The organism is Mycobacterium sp. D16Q13, from assembly GCF_002013375.1.
In the GTDB taxonomy this organism is placed as follows: Bacteria; Actinomycetota; Actinomycetes; order Mycobacteriales; family Mycobacteriaceae; genus Mycobacterium.
Genome location: NZ_MAEW01000014.1, coordinates 38,550 through 55,525 on the forward strand (window position 1 = coordinate 38,550; position 16,976 = coordinate 55,525).

The window sequence follows — 16,976 nt, forward strand, 5'->3', positions numbered from 1 at the left end:
ATGTGCAGCCTTGTTGCAACCTTTCCGGCGATAACGTGCCGCCACCAATGACATAACCCGTGGGCCGCCGGCCTGGCGATTTCCCCTGCCGGGTGCTGTCAACGAGGCGACTCAAGGAGATCCGGTGCCCGCGCAAACCTCTATTCGTCACGCCGACACAGCCTGCTCGGGCGTTGCGCACTATCCGCCGGCGCCGCACTTCACCGCCCAGGCCAACGCGACCGAGGAGCTGTACCCCCAGGCAGAGGCCGACAGGCTGCAGTTCTGGGCCGATCAAGCCGAAAGACTTTCGTGGCACAGCGCATTCACCGAGGTGCTCGACTGGTCGAACCCTCCGTTCGCGCGGTGGTTCGTGGGTGGCGCCCTCAACGTGGCCTACAACTGTGTCGATCGGCACGTCGAGGCAGGCCACGGCGGCCGGGTGGCGATCCACTGGGTGGGTGAGCCGGCGGGCGAAGCGCGTGCCATCACGTACGCCGAGCTGAAGGACGAGGTATCCCGAGCGGCCAATGTGCTCACGGAATTGGGGGCCGTCGCCGGTGACCGTGTGGTGATTTACATGCCCATGATCCCCGAGGCGATTGTTGCGATGCTGGCGTGTGCACGGCTCGGCGTCATGCACTCGGTCGTTTTCGCGGGATTCGCCGCGTCCGCGCTGCGTGCCCGCATCGCCGATGCCGGGGCCAAGATTGTCATCACCGCCGATGGTCAGTACCGGCGCGGGAAGGCGGCTCCGCTCAAGGAGGCCGTCGACGAGGCGATTGTCGAGCAGCCGGGCGTCGAGCATGTTCTGGTTGTCCGCCGCACGGGTATCGCGTTGGCCTGGAACGGCTCTCGTGACTCGTGGTGGCACGAGACCGTCGGGTGCGCTTCCATCGAGCATCGCCCGCAAGCCTTCGACGCCGAGCAGCCGCTGTTCCTCTTGTACACCTCGGGCACGACGGGAAAGCCAAAGGGCATAGTGCACAGCAGCGGTGGATACCTAACACAGGCGGCGTTCACCTACAGTGCCATCTTCGATATCAAGCCGGATGCCGATATCTATTGGTGCACAGCCGATATCGGGTGGATCACGGGGCATACGTACATCGTCTACGGTCCGCTGGTCAACGGCGCCACCCAGGTGGTGTACGAGGGGACACCCGCCTGGCCAGACGAGCGTCGGCATTTCCAGATCATCGAGAAGTACGGTGTCACCCTGTACTACACCGCGCCGACGATGATTCGCACCTTCATGAAATGGGGCAGGCAGATCCCGGGCGCGCACGACCTCTCGAGTCTGCGACTGCTCGGTTCCGTAGGGGAGCCCATCAACCCGGAGGCGTGGCGTTGGTACCGGACGGTGTTGGGCAACGACACCGCACCGATCGTGGACACCTGGTGGCAGACCGAGACCGGAGCGGCGATGATCTCGCCGCTGCCCGGCGTCACCTTCTGTAAACCAGGCTCGGCGATGCGGCCCTTGCCGGGCATCTCGGCGATGATCGTTGACGACGATGGCAACAGGCTGCCCGGCGATTCCGGTGATGCCGCGCAGGGCACCGGATACCTCGTCCTCGACCAGCCATGGCCGGCGATGGCCCGCGGCATCTGGGGTGATCCGGACCGGTTCGTGGAGACTTACTGGTCACGATTCGCCGAGCAGGGTTGGTATTTCGCCGGCGACGGTGCCCGCTACGGCAGCGACGGGGAGATCTGGGTGCTGGGCCGCATCGACGACGTCATGAACGTGTCCGGCCACCGGATCTCGACGGCGGAGGTCGAGTCCGCGCTGGTGGGGCATGCCGGGGTCGCCGAGGCTGCGGTTGTCGGTGTCGCGGACGACCACACCGGCCAAGCCATCTGCGCGTTCGTCATCCTCAAGTCCCATCATGACGGCATGCCTCGGGAAGACATGGTTGGTGAATTGCGTCGCGAGGTGGCTCGCCAGATATCACCGATCGCGAGGCCGCGGGACCTGTATGTCGTGCCAGAGCTGCCTAAGACCCGTAGCGGCAAGATCATGCGCAGATTGCTCAGGGACATCGCCGAGGGGCGCGATCCCGGTGACACCACAGCGCTGGTAGATCCGGCCGTGTTCGACGCGATCCGGGTCCAGGCCAGCCCGCGGTGACTCGGCTGGCCAGCTATCTCACCTAGTTGCCCTTCCCGGCGCCGATGTCCAAGTATCGTGTCGATATCGACCGTGCCAGCGACAATGGCCAGGGCAGAGAGCTTGGAGACCGTGGCGACTACGAGAACCGCAACGCGCCGCAGGGCTGTTCGTGCATCGTTGGCTTCCGTACGTGACGCGCACGACCTCTTCGTGGCGGGCCAGGTAGACGGTTCGTATCTTGAGTCGATACCTCTGTCACGGCTCGTGACCGACAGTTGGCAGCGGAGCCTGGCCACCGGGGTCGATCCCGACCGCGGGCCCGGCGAAGCGGCCGCCGCGACGCGCCTGACCGAATTGCGCAGCAGCCATCCGCTCGCCGGGGCGCTACCGGTCATCCGCCGGCTGCTGGTGGACCACGCCACCGACTCGGGTGTGCTTGTGGGGGTCACCTCGGCCGATGGCGCGCTGCTCTGGGTGGAAGGTGACCCCGGCGCCGGGCGCAAGGCGGCCACCATGAACTTCGTGCCCGGTGCTGACTGGAGCGAGCGGGCAGTGGGCACGAACGCCCCGGGTACCGCGCTCGCGCTGGATCGTGAGGTGCAGATCCGGGGCAGCGAGCACTTCTGCAGGCTGGTCCGGCCGTGGTCGTGTACCGCGGTTCCGATCCATGACCCAGTGACCGGAGCCCCTCTGGGAAGTATCGATCTCACTGGCGGTTCGGCGGTCGCCTCGGCGCAGACCCTGGCCTTGGTGCGCGCGACGGCGGTTGCCGTCGAACATTTCATCGCCCTGAACTACCCGCGATCGGGGCGGCCGGAGAGCGATACCGAACCGCGACTGACCTTGCTCGGCGCGGACCGCCCGCTTTTGCACACCGGTGATGGGCAGGACGGGATGCGCACCCACCGGCTATCCGGTCGCCATGCCGAGATCATGGCGCTCTTGCTGCGTCACCCTGAGGGATTGAGCGCCGACCATCTGGCGATGCTGCTTGACGAAAACGATCTCGACGTCGTCACGATCCGCGCGGAAATGTCACGACTGCGCCGCATCGTGGGAGACGAGTTGATCGTGTCCCGTCCCTACCGGTTGCTCACCCATGTCGACAGCGATATGGGTGATGTCTTCGCCGCGCTTCGCGCCGGGGACACTGCCAGGGCCGTCGATTGCTATGCGGGCCAGCTGTTGCCGCGGTCCGCGGCACCGGCCATCGGGAGACTGCGCCTGGAGTTGAGCGCGAGTCTTCGTGGCGCCGTACTTGCCGACGGCGATCTGCACCTGCTGCGCCGTTGGCTTGATCTTCCCGAAGCGCGCGATGACCGTGAGGGATGGCAGGCGCTGCACGACCATCGCGGTGCGGGTGCGCTCATCCAGTCTGAGGCCCGTGGCCATCTCATCGCGCTGGATTCCGATCTCGCCTGAGCGCTGTCGCCGCCGCGCGAAAAGTTGCAACCGTGCTGCAACGGGCCAAAACCTACCTTCAGTGATTACCGACACATTTGTTGTCTTGAAGGTAGGAGACCACCGTGACTGTTTACGCCCGCCCGGGTGCAGAGGGATCGCTGATGACTTTCGCATCCCGCTACGAGAATTTCATTGGCGGGCAATGGGTTCCCCCAACAGCTGGGCGATATTTCGAGAACCGCACCCCGGTGACGGGGGAGGTGTTCTGCGAGATCCCGCGCTCCGGTGAAGCCGATGTCGAGAAGGCGCTCGATGCCGCACATGCCGCCGCGGACGGCTGGGCCAGGACGTCACCGGCCGATCGGGCGCTCATCCTCAACCGGATCGCTGACCGGATGGAGTCGAACCTGGAGTCCATCGCTGTCGCGGAGTCGTGGGACAACGGCAAGCCCATCCGCGAAACGCTGAACGCCGATATCCCGCTGGCCGTCGACCATTTCCGCTACTTCGCCGGTGTCCTTCGAGCGCAAGAGGGTTCGCTCTCACAGATCGACGAGGACACCGTGGCCTATCACTTCCACGAGCCGCTCGGTGTGGTCGGGCAGATCATCCCCTGGAACTTCCCGCTGTTGATGGCGAGCTGGAAACTGGCCCCGGCCATCGCCGCTGGGAACACGGTGGTACTCAAGCCCGCCGAACAAACCCCCGCGTCGATCCTGTACTTGTTCTCGCTCATCGGCGATCTCCTGCCGCCGGGCGTGGTGAACATCGTCAACGGGTTCGGAGTAGAGGCGGGCAAGCCATTGGCCTCCAGCAGCCGGATCGCGAAGATCGCGTTCACCGGCGAAACCAGTACGGGCCGGTTGATCATGCAGTACGCCAGTCAAAACCTGATTCCGGTGACGCTGGAGCTCGGTGGCAAGAGCCCCAACCTCTTCTTCTCCGACGTGATGGCTGCCGGTGACGACTTCCAGGACAAGGCCCTGGAAGGGTTCACGATGTTCGCGTTCAACCAGGGCGAGGTGTGCACCTGTCCTTCGCGCAGCCTGATCCAGGCCGACATCTTCGACGAGTTCCTGGAACTGGCCGCCATCCGCACCAAGGCCATCCGCCAGGGCGACCCGCTGGACACCGAGACGATGATGGGGGCGCAGGCCTCCCACGAGCAGCTCGAGAAAATCCTGTCCTATATCGATATCGGTAAATCCGAAGGGGCACGGCTGGTTACCGGCGGCGAGCGCGCCGAACTCGGTGGCGACCTGTCGGGTGGGTACTACGTCGCACCGACGGTCTTCGCCGGGACCAACTCGATGCGGATCTTCCAGGAGGAGATTTTCGGGCCGGTGCTGGCAGTGACCTCGTTCGCCGACTATGACGATGCCATCGCCATCGCCAACGACACTCCCTACGGGCTGGGCGCGGGAGTGTGGAGCCGCGACGGCAACATCGCCTACCGCGCCGGGCGTGACATCAAGGCGGGTCGCGTGTGGACCAACTGCTACCACCAGTACCCCGCGCACGCGGCCTTCGGTGGTTACAAGCGGTCCGGAATCGGCCGGGAGAACCACAAGATGATGCTTGACCACTACCAGCAGACCAAGAACCTGCTGGTGTCCTACAGCTCCAAGGCGCAGGGATTCTTCTGACCATCGCCATCGGCGATATCACCCGAAAGCGACGTCACCCCACTGAATTGATCTGCGGAGAGCAAGGAAACGATATATGGCGACCACCAAGCACGGCCTAGTCGAGGAGCACCTCGAGAGCGCGGACTATCTGCGTAAGCGTCAACTCAAATCGGGGAGCGCGGGCTGGCTGTTGCTGGCCGGCCTCGGGGTGAGTTATGTGGTGTCCGGCGATTATTCGGGCTGGAACTTCGGGCTGAGCCAAGGCGGGTTCGGTGGACTGGCGATCGCCACCGTAGTGATCGCCGGTATGTACCTGGCGCTGGTGCTGGGCATGGCGGAGCTGTCTTCGGCACTGCCGACGGCAGGGGGCGGCTATACCTTCGCACGCCGCGCTCTCGGTCCGTGGGGTGGATTTGCCACCGGCACAGCAATTCTCATCGAATACTCGATCGCCCCGGCGGCCATCGCCACCTTCATCGGCGCATACGTCCAGTCGTTGGGGCTGTTCGGCATCACCAATGGGTGGTGGGTCTACCTGGCCGCCTATGCCGTCTTCATCGGGATTCATCTGTCGGGCGTCGGTGAAGCGCTGAAGGTGATGTTCGCCATCACCGCGATTGCGTTGGTGGGCCTGCTGATCTTCGCGGTCGCCGCCGCCGGTCATTTCGACATCCACAACCTGACCAACATCGTGGTGGATGAAGGTGCCGCGGGAGCGTCGAGTGTCCTGCCGCATGGCTACCTGGGAATCTGGGCTGCCATCCCGTTCGCCATTTGGTTCTTCCTCGCCGTGGAGGGTGTTCCGCTGGCAGCCGAGGAGACGGCCAACCCGGAACGCAATGTGCCGCGGGGGATCATCGCGGCGATCGGCGTGCTCCTGGTGACTTGTGCGATCGCGCTGGTGCTGACCACCGGCGCCGGTGGCGCGGAACAGATGTCGGATTCAGGTAATCCGCTCGTCGAGGCGCTCGGCCACGGTACCGCCGCCAAGTTGGTCAACTACATCGGGTTGGCCGGACTCATCGCGAGCTTCTTCTCGATCATCTACGCATACTCGCGTCAGCTGTTCGCACTGTCCCGTGCCGGCTATTTGCCGACGGTTCTGTCGGTGACCAACTCCCGTAAGGCCCCGACACTGGCACTGATAGTCCCCGGCATCATCGGATTCGCACTGTCGCTGACGGGGCACGGCGACCTGCTGCTGAATATGGCGGTCTTCGGTGCTGCCCTGAGTTACGTGCTGATGATGGTCAGCCACATTGTGCTGCGGGTGCGTGAGCCGAACATGCCGCGCCCGTACCGCACTCCGGGCGGCATTGCCACCACCGGCTTCGCCCTGGTCGTCGCGGTGCTGGCGGTCATCGCTACGTTCCTCGTGAACCCGGTGGCGGCGGGCCTGTGTCTGGCCGTGTTCGCAGCGTTCATGGTGTATTTCGCGCTCTACAGCCGCCACCGCCTGGTGGCGAATTCGCCCGACGAGGAGTTCGCGATGCTGGCGGAGGCCGAAAGCGAGCTCACGTGAAGTACCGGCAACAGATCGCGGGGGTGAGCTACACCTTCGACGGGCTCGTGGATGTGATGGCCAAGGCGACGCCGTTGCGCTCGGGTGACCAGCTCGCCGGCTGCGCGGCGGAATCCGACGCCGAACGGGCCGCTGCGGCCTGGGTTCTCGCGGATCTGCCGCTCGACATGTTTCTCAACGAGGCGGTGGTGCCCTACGAAACCGATGAGGTCACCAGGCTGATCATCGACAGCCACGATCGCCGGGCCTACTCGGCCATCGCGCATCTGACCGTCGGCGGCTTTCGGGACTGGTTGCTGGAGAGCGCTTCCCGCGATGATGGCGCCCAGCGGATCGCCGCTGTCAGCACGGGGATAACCCCCGAGATGGCGGCGGCCGTGAGCAAGATCATGCGTAATCAAGATTTGGTCGCGGTGGGGGCCGCCATGCAGGTGAGCGCCGCGTTCCGCACGACCGTGGGCGGCAAGGGCACGCTGGCCACCCGCCTCCAGCCGAATCACCCCACCGACGACCCCCGCGGTGTCGCCGCCGCCGTTCTTGACGGGCTTCTTCTGGGATGCGGTGACGCGGTCATCGGCATCAACCCGGCGACCGATTCACCGCACGCCACATCGGATCTGCTTCACCTCCTCGACGACATCAGATCGCGCTACGACATCCCCACCCAGTCGTGCGTTCTCTCCCACATCACCACGACGATCGGATTGATCGAACGGGGAGCGCCGGTGGATTTGACTTTCCAATCAATCGCGGGCACCGAGGGCGCCAACTCCGCTTTCGGAGTGAACATCGCGCTGCTACGCGAAGGTCGTGATGCGACCCGCGCCCTGCGGCGTGGGACCGTCGGGGACAACGTCATGTACCTGGAAACCGGACAGGGGTCCGCGTTGAGCTCTCGCGCTCATCTTGGCACTGGCGGCAAACCTGTTGACCAGCAGACACTAGAGGCGCGCGCCTACGCGGTGGCCCGCGACCTAGAACCGTTCCTGGTCAACACAGTCGTCGGATTCATCGGGCCGGAATATCTCTACGACGGTAAGCAGATAGTCCGCGCTGGGTTGGAAGATCACTTCTGCGGCAAGCTGCTTGGCCTGCCGATGGGTGTTGACGTCTGCTACACCAATCATGCCGAGGCCGACCAGAACGACATGGACACACTGCTCATCCTGCTTGCGGCGGCGGGAGTCGCGTTTGTCATCACCGTTCCCGGTGCTGACGACGTCATGCTCGGCTATCAAAGCCTGTCGTTTCACGATGTCCTGCAGGCACGCCGGACGCTGGGCCTGCGGCCGGCACCCGAGTTCGAGCAGTGGTTGCAGGCCATCGGAATGATCGACGAGGGTGGCCGTCTCACACCCTTTGACGTGGCCAGCTCGCCACTGCGCGCACTGACCACATCGGGTGCCCGATGACAACCGGTGATGTTGCCCGACAACAGTTTTGGAAAGAACTGCGGATGAACACCCAAGCCCGGATCGGGCTGGACCGGGCGGGCAATGCGCTGCACACCCGGGATGTATTGGACTTGGCCGCGGCCCACGCGGCGGCCCGCGATGCTGTCCACGTGCCGCTGGACACCGAGCGCCTCGCCGCCGACGTCGACGGAATCGGGCTGGGAATGCCCACCGTGGTCACCAGCCAAGTGAGTTCCCGGGCAGAGTATTTGCGTAGACCGGACCTCGGAAGGTTGCCCGCCGATTTGTCTGCCGTGCCGCGAGACGGGGCGGATATCGGATTTGTCCTCGCCGATGGTCTGTCACCGACGGCCCTCATGCGCCATGGTGTCGCGCTTGTTGGCGAACTCGCCCTGCAGCTCGGCGGCTCATATACGCTGGCTGCCCCCGTGATCGCCACGCAGGCCCGGGTAGCGCTGGGCGACCACATCGCGGCGCAGGGACGGTTCCGCACGCTGATCGTCGTCATCGGTGAGCGGCCCGGGCTCAGTGTCGTCGACAGCCTCGGCATCTACCTCACGCACCTACCGCAGCCGGGTTGTACTGACGCCGATCGCAATTGCATCTCCAACATCCACCCTCCCGACGGGCTCAGTTACCGGGAGGCCGCGCACATCACAGCGAGCCTGGTCAGCGGTGCGCGCCGGTTGGGCCGTTCCGGTGTGTCACTCAAGGACACCTCGCGGGCCGGCGCGATCGATGATGCCAGCCCAAGCGAGCTGTGCTGACTGCTGTCCTTAGCCCGTATCGCCCATGACGAGGCCCTCACGGCGTGGATCCGCCCCGCCGATCCACCCCGGGCCCCGCCGCACCAGAGCCGACAGGCCACTGGACTGGTCGGCAACATCTACGGTATGACCGCGGCTACGCAGCCCTTGGACCAACGGATCGTTGGCGCCGTTGTCTCGGGCATAGATATTGGGGTGCTCGCCGCCGACGTTGGTCTTGCGGGAATTGTTGGCACCGAAGTCGACCATGGATACCGCCTGCTGGGGATCGAGGCCCCAGTCCAATATGCCGACAAGGGTTTTCACCACAAATTGGATGATTACCGCACCACCCGGCGATCCGAGCGCGAGCAGCAACGCACCACGCTTACCGGACTCCGTGCGTTCGAAGACCAGGGTGGGTGCCATGGAACTACGTGGCCGTTTGCCTGGTTGCAGCCGATTGGCAATCGGGAGTCCGTCCTTACCCACCGGCTCGGCAGAGAAGTCAGTGAGCTGGTTGTTGAGGATGAAGCCGTCGACCATGTGATAGGAGCCGAACGCGGATTCGACTGTGGTGGTGAGCGATGCGGCGTTGCCCTGCGCATCGACGACGGTCACCTGGCTGGTGCCGTGTTCCGGGGTGGACACGGCCGCCGACGCCGGCACATTGAAGTCGCCGGGTTTGGCGGTGCCCATCGTCTTCTCGCCGGAGATCAGTTTGGCGCGCCCGGTCAGGTAGGTCGCGTTGAGCAGGGTGTTCGGTGAATTGTCCGGGAGGGCTACGAAATCGGTGTCGGCGACATACTTGTCGCGATCCGCGTAGGCCAGCCGTTCTGCCTCAGCAATGTAGTGCACTCCGTCGACCGTGGGCCTGCCTCCGTCGAGGTCGACGTCCGTAGGCCGGTAGGAGGCCATCGGAAAGTTCTGCAACACGCCCAGGGTGGCGGCGACGGCGATACCACCCGAGGACGGCGCCGGCATGCCGCAGATTTCGTGATCGCGGTATGTGGTGCAGAGGGATTCGCGCTTCTTCGCCGTGTACCCGGAGAGATCGGCCGTCGTCATCAGGCTCGGGGTGCGTCCCGCCGAGGTATCTGCCGCCGCGGCGACGATATCCTCGGCGATCGCCCCCCGGTAGAAGGCGTCCGGTCCCTCGGTGGCAATAGCGCCAAGGGTTTTCGCGTAGGCGGGGTTGGTGAGCTTTGTCCCCGGGGACTTCGCTGATCCATCCGGATTGAGAAAGTAGGTGCCCGCCTCCTGGTCGAGGGCAAGGCCAGGCGCCGAGTCGCTGATCGCGGCAGCAAGACGAGGGCTGATGTCGAAGCCTTCATCCGCCAATTGGACTGCCGGAGTGAACAAGTCGCGCCATGGAACGGTGCCATGCGCGGCATGGGCGTCATGGAGCATGCGGATAATGCCGGGCACCCCGATCGAACGGCCCGATGATCGTGCATCGGGTCTGGGCTCGCCCCTGTCGGCATCATCGATCCAGCGCAGATAATTCTCCGTGGCCGCCGCGGGCGCGACCTCTCGGCCGTCGTATGCGTGTACCGCCCCCGTCCGGGCGTCGTAGTACACGAGGAAGCCGCCGCCGCCGATACCAGAGGATTGCGGTTCGACCAGGCCGAGCACGGTTTGTGCGGCAATCAGTGCGTCCGCCGCCTGGCCGCCGTCGCGCAGTACCCGGCATGCCGCCTGGGTGGCCAGCGGGTTGGCCGTCGCGACGGCAAAACTCGCGGTACGAACCGCCGACATGCCTTTGCGGTAACCGGTGGCTACCTCGGGATTGGTGGAGATATCACGTGGGGTTGTGGTGTCGGCGACAGCGGATTTCGCCACCGGGATGCCGTTGGTGACGATGCTGCACGGTTCGGATCCGGCACCCGGGCGCGTCGCGTGATCAGTCGAGCAACCTGCGGCGGTGAGGAGAGCGATCGAGGGGATGGCCAGCAGTCTCGACAGAGTCCTCACAGTTCCATCACGTTAGCGGTTACGGGGCGGTATCCACCGGGTGGTAGGAGAAGCCGATTTCGACGGGCGTGTTGACGAGCTCAGGGCTCCGGGCCGAAAGCGTGGCGTCGCCATTGGGATCGATCTGGACGGTTAAGGGTATGTCGGTGCCCTTGACCGTGGTCACCCTGGGCGATGCGAACATTCCGACCAACAGCGCCGGCTGATCGGGGCCCGCGCCATCGGATTCGATGAGCAATGTGGTGCCATGACGCACCCAGTGCGTGCCTGTGGGCAGTCCGAGGCGCAGGTTGTAGTCGAACGCGTCGGACGGGTTCTTCTTCACGATGGTGAAGTACTCGCCGCCGTCGACGAGAGGCGTCACGGTGAAGTCGGTATCGGAAGACCGGTAGGTGGCCTCGCCGTCGGCGCTCCATTCCGCGGGCAGCAGGGGAGCGTCCTCGGGCAAATGAATCGTCAGCAGCTCGCCGGGCTTGCCGGTCCTGACCTTGATGCCCTCCTGCGCGAAGACGGGAAGTATCGCTGTCCGGGGGGCGGTCTCAGAATTCGGTGTGGGTGCCGGGGTATCGGGATCAGCCGCGGCGATCGCGGGCGACAGGGCGATTCCGGTCATCGTCACCATGGCAATGGCCAGGGAGCCAACGCTGTTTCTCATCCATCGTCCTATCTGTCAGCACGCCAGTGTGACGTGAGCGACCTTGGTAGACACGGGAACCGATGTCGGCCTGTTACGCATATCGCGCGCACTGGCCACATTGGAGACCGGTGACTGCTGATTGACGGATTGGACGACGCAGTTGTCAGGATGGCCCGAACCGATTCTCGTCACGGTCACGCGATATCCACTGGACTGCAAGCTGTTGATCACGGCATCGGCATCGTTGGACGGACCGGCCAGGGCATGTATCGCGGTGATGAGGGACAGACCTGTCGCCGCGGCGGCGAACACGGATATCAGCCCCGTGGGCAATCTACGCACCGTTGCCGCTCCTTCGCCCCTTGGTTGAGGTACCCCCTGAGGGTAGCGGATTGCCGAAAGGCGCCGCGTGTCTATCGATGAGTTCGGGCGTCAGAGCCCCCGACTAGCCTGGATATGTGCCCGATCCCTCGACCTATCGACCGGCTCCCGGCTCGATACCCGTCGAGCCGGGGGTCTATCGATTCCGCGATCCGCACGGACGGGTCATCTACGTGGGCAAGGCCAAGAGCCTTCGTAGCCGGCTCACCTCGTACTTCGCCGATGTCGCGAGTCTGCATCCGCGTACCCGGCAGATGGTCACCACCGCGGGCAGCGTGGAATGGACCGTGGTGGGCACCGAGGTCGAAGCCCTGCAGCTCGAATACAACTGGATCAAGGAATTCGATCCGCGATTCAACGTCCGATACCGCGATGACAAGTCGTATCCGGTGCTTGCCGTCACGCTCAACGAGGAGTACCCGCGGCTGTTCGTCTACCGCGGGCCCCGCCGCAAGGGAGTGCGTTACTTCGGTCCGTACTCGCACGCGTGGGCCATCAGGGAAACACTCGATCTGCTCACCCGGGTTTTCCCTGCGCGCACGTGTTCCAATGGAGTGTTCAAGCGGCACAAACAGATTGATCGGCCGTGTCTACTCGGCTACATCGAAAAGTGCTCGGCGCCCTGTGTTGGACGGGTAAGCGCCGAAGAGCATCGCGAGATCGTTCTGGATTTCTGCGACTTCCTGTCGGGTAAGACGGATCGTCTGGCTCGTGACATGGAACGCGAAATGAACCATGCCGCCCAGGAACTCAATTTTGAGCGGGCGGCGCGGCTGCGGGACAATATCTCGGCGCTGCAGCGCGCTCTGGAGCGACAGACCGTGGTGTTCGGTGACGGCACCGATGCCGATGTGGTGGCATTCGCCGATGACGAGCTGGAAGCCGCCGTGCAAGTTTTCCACGTGCGCGGTGGGCGAGTTCGCGGCCAGCGCGGATGGATTGTCGAAAAGACTGGTGACCCAGGCGATTCGGATCTTGAAGGACTCGTCGAGCAGTTCCTCACACAGTTCTACGGCGATCAGGCCGATCTCGCCCATGTCGCCGATACGGATGCCGATGTGGCGCCCGTGCCACGTGAGGTCCTGGTGCCCGTGCTGCCGCGCGACGCCGAGGGGATGACCTCGTGGTTGACTGGTCTGCGCGGTTCTCGGGTCTCGTTGCGGGTACCGCAGCGCGGTGACAAAAAGGCCCTCGCTGAAACGGTGGAGCGCAACGCGAAAGAGGCACTTTCGCAGCACAAGCTCAAGCGTGCGGGCGATCTCACCACCAGATCGGCGGCATTGCAGGAGCTTCAGGATGCGCTGGGTCTCGAGCAGGCGCCGCTACGCATCGAGTGCATCGATATCAGCCATGTCCAGGGCACCGATGTGGTGGCCTCGCTGGTGGTCTTCGAGGACGGCCTATCCCGACGATCGGATTATCGCCACTACAGCATCAGGGAGGCTGCCGGCGACGGGCGTTCCGATGACGTCGCCTCTATCGCGGAGGTCACCCGCCGGCGATTCGCGCGGCATATGCACGACGCCCAGATTCACCAGGCCAGGGATCCGGGGGTGGATGTCGCCGGCGTCGCGGCTCCTGCGTTGGATGTCGCCGGCGTCGCGGCTCCGGAAGGCCGATCACGAAAGTTCGCCTATCCGCCAAATCTTTTCGTAGTCGACGGTGGTGCGCCCCAGGTCAACGCGGCCGCCGCTGAGTTGAGCGAGCTGGGTGTCACCGATGTCGCGGTCATCGGATTGGCCAAGCGGCTCGAAGAGGTGTGGGTGCCGGGCGAGGCGGATCCGGTGATCCTGCCGCGGACAAGTCAGGCGCTCTACCTACTGCAGCGTGTGCGCGACGAGGCGCACCGATTCGCGATCACGTTCCATCGCAGCAAGCGGTCCCGGCGGATGACTGCCTCGGTACTGGACGGCATACCCGGGCTAGGGGAGGCGCGCCGGGCCGCGCTCGTCTCGCATTTCGGTTCGGTGGCGCAGCTCAAGAAGGCCAGCGTCGAAGAGATCACCGCGGTTCCGGGTATTGGTGCGGCCACCGCGCTCGCGGTACGCGAGGCACTCGTCGGTCCTGACACTTCAGGTGCCACTTCCGGGGCAACCGACGCGCCGTTGCCCGCCATGGTCGAAAATGGAGTCGATGACACTCCACCCCCCTCATGAGACCGTGAACGCCGATATCGACGTCGTGCTGGTCACCGGCCTATCGGGCGCGGGCCGGGGCACGACCGCCAAGGTGCTCGAGGACCTGGGGTGGTACGTCGCGGACAATCTGCCGCCCGAGCTGATCACGCGCATGGTGGACCTGGGACTTGCCGCCGGTTCACGCATCACGCAGCTTGCCGTGGTGATGGACGTGCGGTCTCGGGGCTTCACCGGAAATCTGGAGTCGGTGCGTGCCGACCTGGCCACCCGGGGTATCAGCCCACGGGTGCTCTTCCTGGAGGCCTCCGACGAAAGCCTGGTGCGCCGCTACGAACAGAACCGGCGTAGCCACCCGTTGCAGGGCGGTCAGACGCTGGCCGAGGGCATCGCCGCCGAACGCATACTGCTCTCACCGATCCGGGCCTCAGCGGATCTGGTCATCGACACCTCATCACTTCCGGTGCCTGCGCTGCGTGCTGCTATCGAGCGCGCCTTCAGCACCGAGATGGTGGCGCATCTGAGCGTCACCGTGGAATCTTTTGGATTCAAATATGGGCTGCCGATGGATGCCGATATGGTCGTTGACGTCCGATTTCTACCGAACCCGCACTGGGTGGATGAGCTGCGGCCGCACACCGGTCAGCACCCATCGGTCAGTCAGTACGTGTTGAGCCAACCCGGTGCGGACGAGTTCTTGGACACCTACCATCGGCTGCTGAACCTCGTCATCGACGGTTACCGGCGAGAGGGAAAGCGCTACATGACAATCGCGGTCGGCTGTACAGGCGGTAAGCATCGCAGTGTCGCGATAGCCGAGGCGCTGGCCGCTTCCATGGCGCCCGATGAGGGCCTGTCGGTGCGGGTGTTGCACCGCGACCTGGGGCGCGAATGAACCCCGACACCGATCAGCCCCATTTCGCGCGACGTGAACCCCGCATCGTCGCCCTCGGCGGGGGGCACGGCCTCTACGCGACGCTGTCGGCGGCGCGACGGCTTACCCACGACATCACCGCCGTGGTGACGGTCTCCGACGACGGCGGGTCGTCCGGGCGAATCCGCTCGGAGCTGGGGATCGTGCCGCCCGGTGATCTGCGCATGGCCTTGGCGGCGCTCGCCTCCGACAGTCCGCGCGGGCGCATGTGGGCCACGGCCATTCAGCACCGGCTCGGCGGCAGCGGTGGACTGGCGGGGCATCCGATCGGCAACTTGATCCTGGCCGGACTCACCGACATGCTCGCTGATCCGGTCACCGCGCTCGACGAGATGGGACGCATGCTCGGCATCACCGGGCGGGTGCTGCCGATGTGTCCGATTCCGCTGCAGATCGAGGCTGACGTGTCCGGCTTGGAGTCCGACCCGCGGATGAGCCGGGTGATCCGCGGGCAGGTGGCATTGGCAACCACACCGGGCAAGGTGCGGCGGGTGCGTATGCACCCGGGTAATCCACCCGCCACCCGGCAGGCAGTGGAGGCCATTATGGCCGCCGACCTGGTGGTTTTAGGGCCCGGGTCGTGGTTCACGAGTGTTATCCCACACGTGCTGGTGCCCGACCTTTTCGCCGCCTTGCAGCAGACCCGGGCTCGCAAGGCCCTGATCTTGAACCTTGCCCCGGAACCGGGGGAGACCGCGGGCTTTTCCGCGGAGCGTCATTTGCACGTACTCTCGCAACACGCTCCCGAGTTCGGTGTGCATGACATCGTCGTCGAATCTGCGTCTGCAGATGACACCGAACGCGACCACCTGACCAGGGCAGCCGCCTTGTTCAATGCGCAGGTTCAATTCGCTGATGTCTCGCGTCCTGGTACACATTTACATGACCCTGCGAAACTGTCGGCGGTCTTGGATCGAGTACGGACGGGTAGTGCGGCCGCGGCCGCGGAAACAGATGCCGAATCCACGGTGCGCCTGGCAGCGGGGGGCGGGAGCACACAGCATGGAATCCAGAGAGGGGACGCCCCGTGGCGATGACCGCCGAGGTCAAGGACGAACTGAGCCGCCTGGTGGTGACTCAGGTCAGTAGCCGCCGCGCCGAGGTCGCGTCGCTGCTGCGGTTCGCCGGCGGACTGCATATCGTCAGCGGGCGGGTTGTCGTCGAGGCCGAGGTCGACCAGGGCAGCATCGCGCGGCGCCTGCGCAAGGACATCTTCGATCTGTACGGCTACAACGCCGTGGTGCACGTGTTGTCCGCGGGCGGTATCCGCAAGACAACGCGTTATGTGGTCCGTGTCGCCAAAGATGGCGAAGCGTTGGCGCGACAAACAGGTCTGCTCGACCTGCGGGGTCGCCCGGTGCGCGGGCTGCCCGCCCAGGTGGTCGGCGGCAGCGTGGCCGATGCCGAGGCCGCGTGGCGTGGTGCCTTCCTGGCACACGGCTCACTAACGGAACCCGGCAGGTCCTCGGCACTGGAGGTCAGCTGCCCGGGTCCCGAGGCCGCGCTGGCATTAGTGGGCGCGGCTCGGCGGCTTGGTGTGAGTGCCAAAGCGCGCGAGGTCCGGGGCAGCGATCGCGTGGTGGTACGTGACGGCGAGGCCATCGGTGCCCTGCTCACCCGGATGGGCGCCCAGGACACCCGACTGACCTGGGAAGAGCGCCGGATGCGCCGTGAGGTGCGGGCAACGGCAAACCGGCTCGCGAATTTCGATGACGCGAACCTGCGCAGATCCGCGCGTGCGGCGGTCGCTGCCGCCGCCCGGGTGGAGCGGGCGCTGGAAATCCTTGGTGACACGGTGCCGGATCATCTCGCGGCGGCCGGAAAGTTGCGCGTCGAGCACCGTCAGGCATCGCTTGAGGAGCTGGGCCGTCTCGCCGAGCCGGTGATGACCAAAGATGCTGTCGCAGGACGCATTCGGCGATTGTTGTCGATGGCTGATCGTAAGGCCAAGACCGACGGCATTCCCGATACCGAGTCCGCGGTGACCCCGGAGCTGCTCGAAGAGGCCTAGCCAGTCCACCGGCGGCAGGCAAAAACCGATGGCGAATTGTCGGAGCGCTTTCGTACTCTGGGGCAGTGGACTTCGCTAAGCAGGTGAAAACCGA

Annotated in this window: 13 protein-coding genes; 10 read left to right on the plus strand and 3 right to left on the minus strand. The window is 65.0% G+C overall.

The window, feature by feature from the left end:
• The first annotated feature begins 124 nt into the window (after nt 1-124).
• From acs to eutC, 6 genes are all read left to right on the plus strand, one after another.
• The gene (gene acs, locus B4400_RS15510; protein WP_286151386.1) at nt 125-2,113 is read left to right on the plus strand and encodes an acetate--CoA ligase; all 1,989 of its coding nucleotides are present in this window, start codon (nt 125-127) and stop codon (nt 2,111-2,113) included.
• Nucleotides 2,114-2,224: 111 nt separating this feature from the next.
• Nucleotides 2,225-3,517: a helix-turn-helix domain-containing protein gene (locus B4400_RS15515; protein WP_078312073.1), complete on the plus strand. Its 1,293-nt coding sequence runs from the start codon at nt 2,225-2,227 to the stop codon at nt 3,515-3,517.
• 104 nt (nt 3,518-3,621) lie between these two features.
• The gene (gene adh / locus B4400_RS15520) at nt 3,622-5,145 is read left to right on the plus strand and encodes an aldehyde dehydrogenase (protein WP_078311919.1); all 1,524 of its coding nucleotides are present in this window, start codon (nt 3,622-3,624) and stop codon (nt 5,143-5,145) included.
• A gap of 76 nt (nt 5,146-5,221) precedes the next feature.
• Nucleotides 5,222-6,649 carry an ethanolamine permease gene (eat, locus tag B4400_RS15525; RefSeq protein WP_078311921.1) on the plus strand — a complete coding sequence of 476 codons (1,428 nt, stop codon included), beginning with the start codon at nt 5,222-5,224 and terminating at the stop codon, nt 6,647-6,649.
• Nucleotides 6,646-8,061, plus strand: coding sequence for an ethanolamine ammonia-lyase subunit EutB (locus B4400_RS15530; RefSeq protein WP_078311923.1), 1,416 nt, complete (start codon nt 6,646-6,648; stop codon nt 8,059-8,061). Before eat ends, B4400_RS15530 begins: the two co-directional genes overlap by 4 nt.
• Nucleotides 8,058-8,831: an ethanolamine ammonia-lyase subunit EutC gene (gene eutC / locus B4400_RS15535; protein WP_078311925.1), complete on the plus strand. Its 774-nt coding sequence runs from the start codon at nt 8,058-8,060 to the stop codon at nt 8,829-8,831. The genes B4400_RS15530 and eutC overlap by 4 nt, the downstream gene beginning before the upstream one ends.
• A 9-nt stretch (nt 8,832-8,840) precedes the next feature.
• Here the strand turns inward: eutC and B4400_RS15540 are convergent, their stop codons facing one another.
• The 3 genes from B4400_RS15540 to B4400_RS15550 are packed head-to-tail and all read right to left on the minus strand — an operon-like array spanning nt 8,841 to nt 11,754.
• Nucleotides 8,841-10,784: a gamma-glutamyltransferase family protein gene (locus B4400_RS15540; protein WP_078311927.1), complete on the minus strand. Its 1,944-nt coding sequence runs from the start codon at nt 10,782-10,784 to the stop codon at nt 8,841-8,843.
• 19 nt (nt 10,785-10,803) lie between these two features.
• Entirely contained in the window at nt 10,804-11,439 is a 636-nt protein-coding gene (locus tag B4400_RS15545; RefSeq protein WP_078311929.1) for a hypothetical protein, read from the minus strand.
• A gap of 15 nt (nt 11,440-11,454) precedes the next feature.
• Nucleotides 11,455-11,754 carry a hypothetical protein gene (locus B4400_RS15550; protein WP_286142113.1) on the minus strand — a complete coding sequence of 100 codons (300 nt, stop codon included), beginning with the start codon at nt 11,752-11,754 and terminating at the stop codon, nt 11,455-11,457.
• Between the two features lie 125 nt (nt 11,755-11,879).
• Here B4400_RS15550 and uvrC point away from each other — a divergent pair, with 125 nt between their 5' ends.
• The 4 genes from uvrC to whiA are packed head-to-tail and all read left to right on the plus strand — an operon-like array spanning nt 11,880 to nt 16,882.
• Entirely contained in the window at nt 11,880-13,958 is a 2,079-nt protein-coding gene (gene uvrC / locus B4400_RS15555) for an excinuclease ABC subunit UvrC (protein WP_078311931.1), read from the plus strand.
• Nucleotides 13,927-14,832: an RNase adapter RapZ gene (gene rapZ / locus B4400_RS15560; protein ID WP_078311933.1), complete on the plus strand. Its 906-nt coding sequence runs from the start codon at nt 13,927-13,929 to the stop codon at nt 14,830-14,832. Before uvrC ends, rapZ begins: the two co-directional genes overlap by 32 nt.
• The gene (locus B4400_RS15565) at nt 14,829-15,908 is read left to right on the plus strand and encodes a gluconeogenesis factor YvcK family protein (RefSeq protein ID WP_078311935.1); all 1,080 of its coding nucleotides are present in this window, start codon (nt 14,829-14,831) and stop codon (nt 15,906-15,908) included. The genes rapZ and B4400_RS15565 overlap by 4 nt, the downstream gene beginning before the upstream one ends.
• On the plus strand, nt 15,905-16,882 hold the full coding sequence (whiA, locus tag B4400_RS15570) for a DNA-binding protein WhiA (RefSeq protein ID WP_139360298.1): 978 nt from the start codon (nt 15,905-15,907) through the stop codon (nt 16,880-16,882). Before B4400_RS15565 ends, whiA begins: the two co-directional genes overlap by 4 nt.
• Nucleotides 16,883-16,976 lie beyond the last annotated feature (94 nt).

Coding starts and splice junctions, on each gene's coding strand:
- eat (WP_078311921.1), top strand. CDS start 5,222: ATGGCGACCACCAAGCACGGCCTAGTCGAGGAGCACCTCGAGAGCGCG.
- rapZ (WP_078311933.1), top strand. CDS start 13,927: ATGGAGTCGATGACACTCCACCCCCCTCATGAGACCGTGAACGCCGAT.
- B4400_RS15545 (WP_078311929.1), bottom strand. CDS start 11,439: ATGAGAAACAGCGTTGGCTCCCTGGCCATTGCCATGGTGACGATGACC.
- eutC (WP_078311925.1), top strand. CDS start 8,058: ATGACAACCGGTGATGTTGCCCGACAACAGTTTTGGAAAGAACTGCGG.
- B4400_RS15565 (WP_078311935.1), top strand. CDS start 14,829: ATGAACCCCGACACCGATCAGCCCCATTTCGCGCGACGTGAACCCCGC.
- whiA (WP_139360298.1), top strand. CDS start 15,905: ATGACCGCCGAGGTCAAGGACGAACTGAGCCGCCTGGTGGTGACTCAG.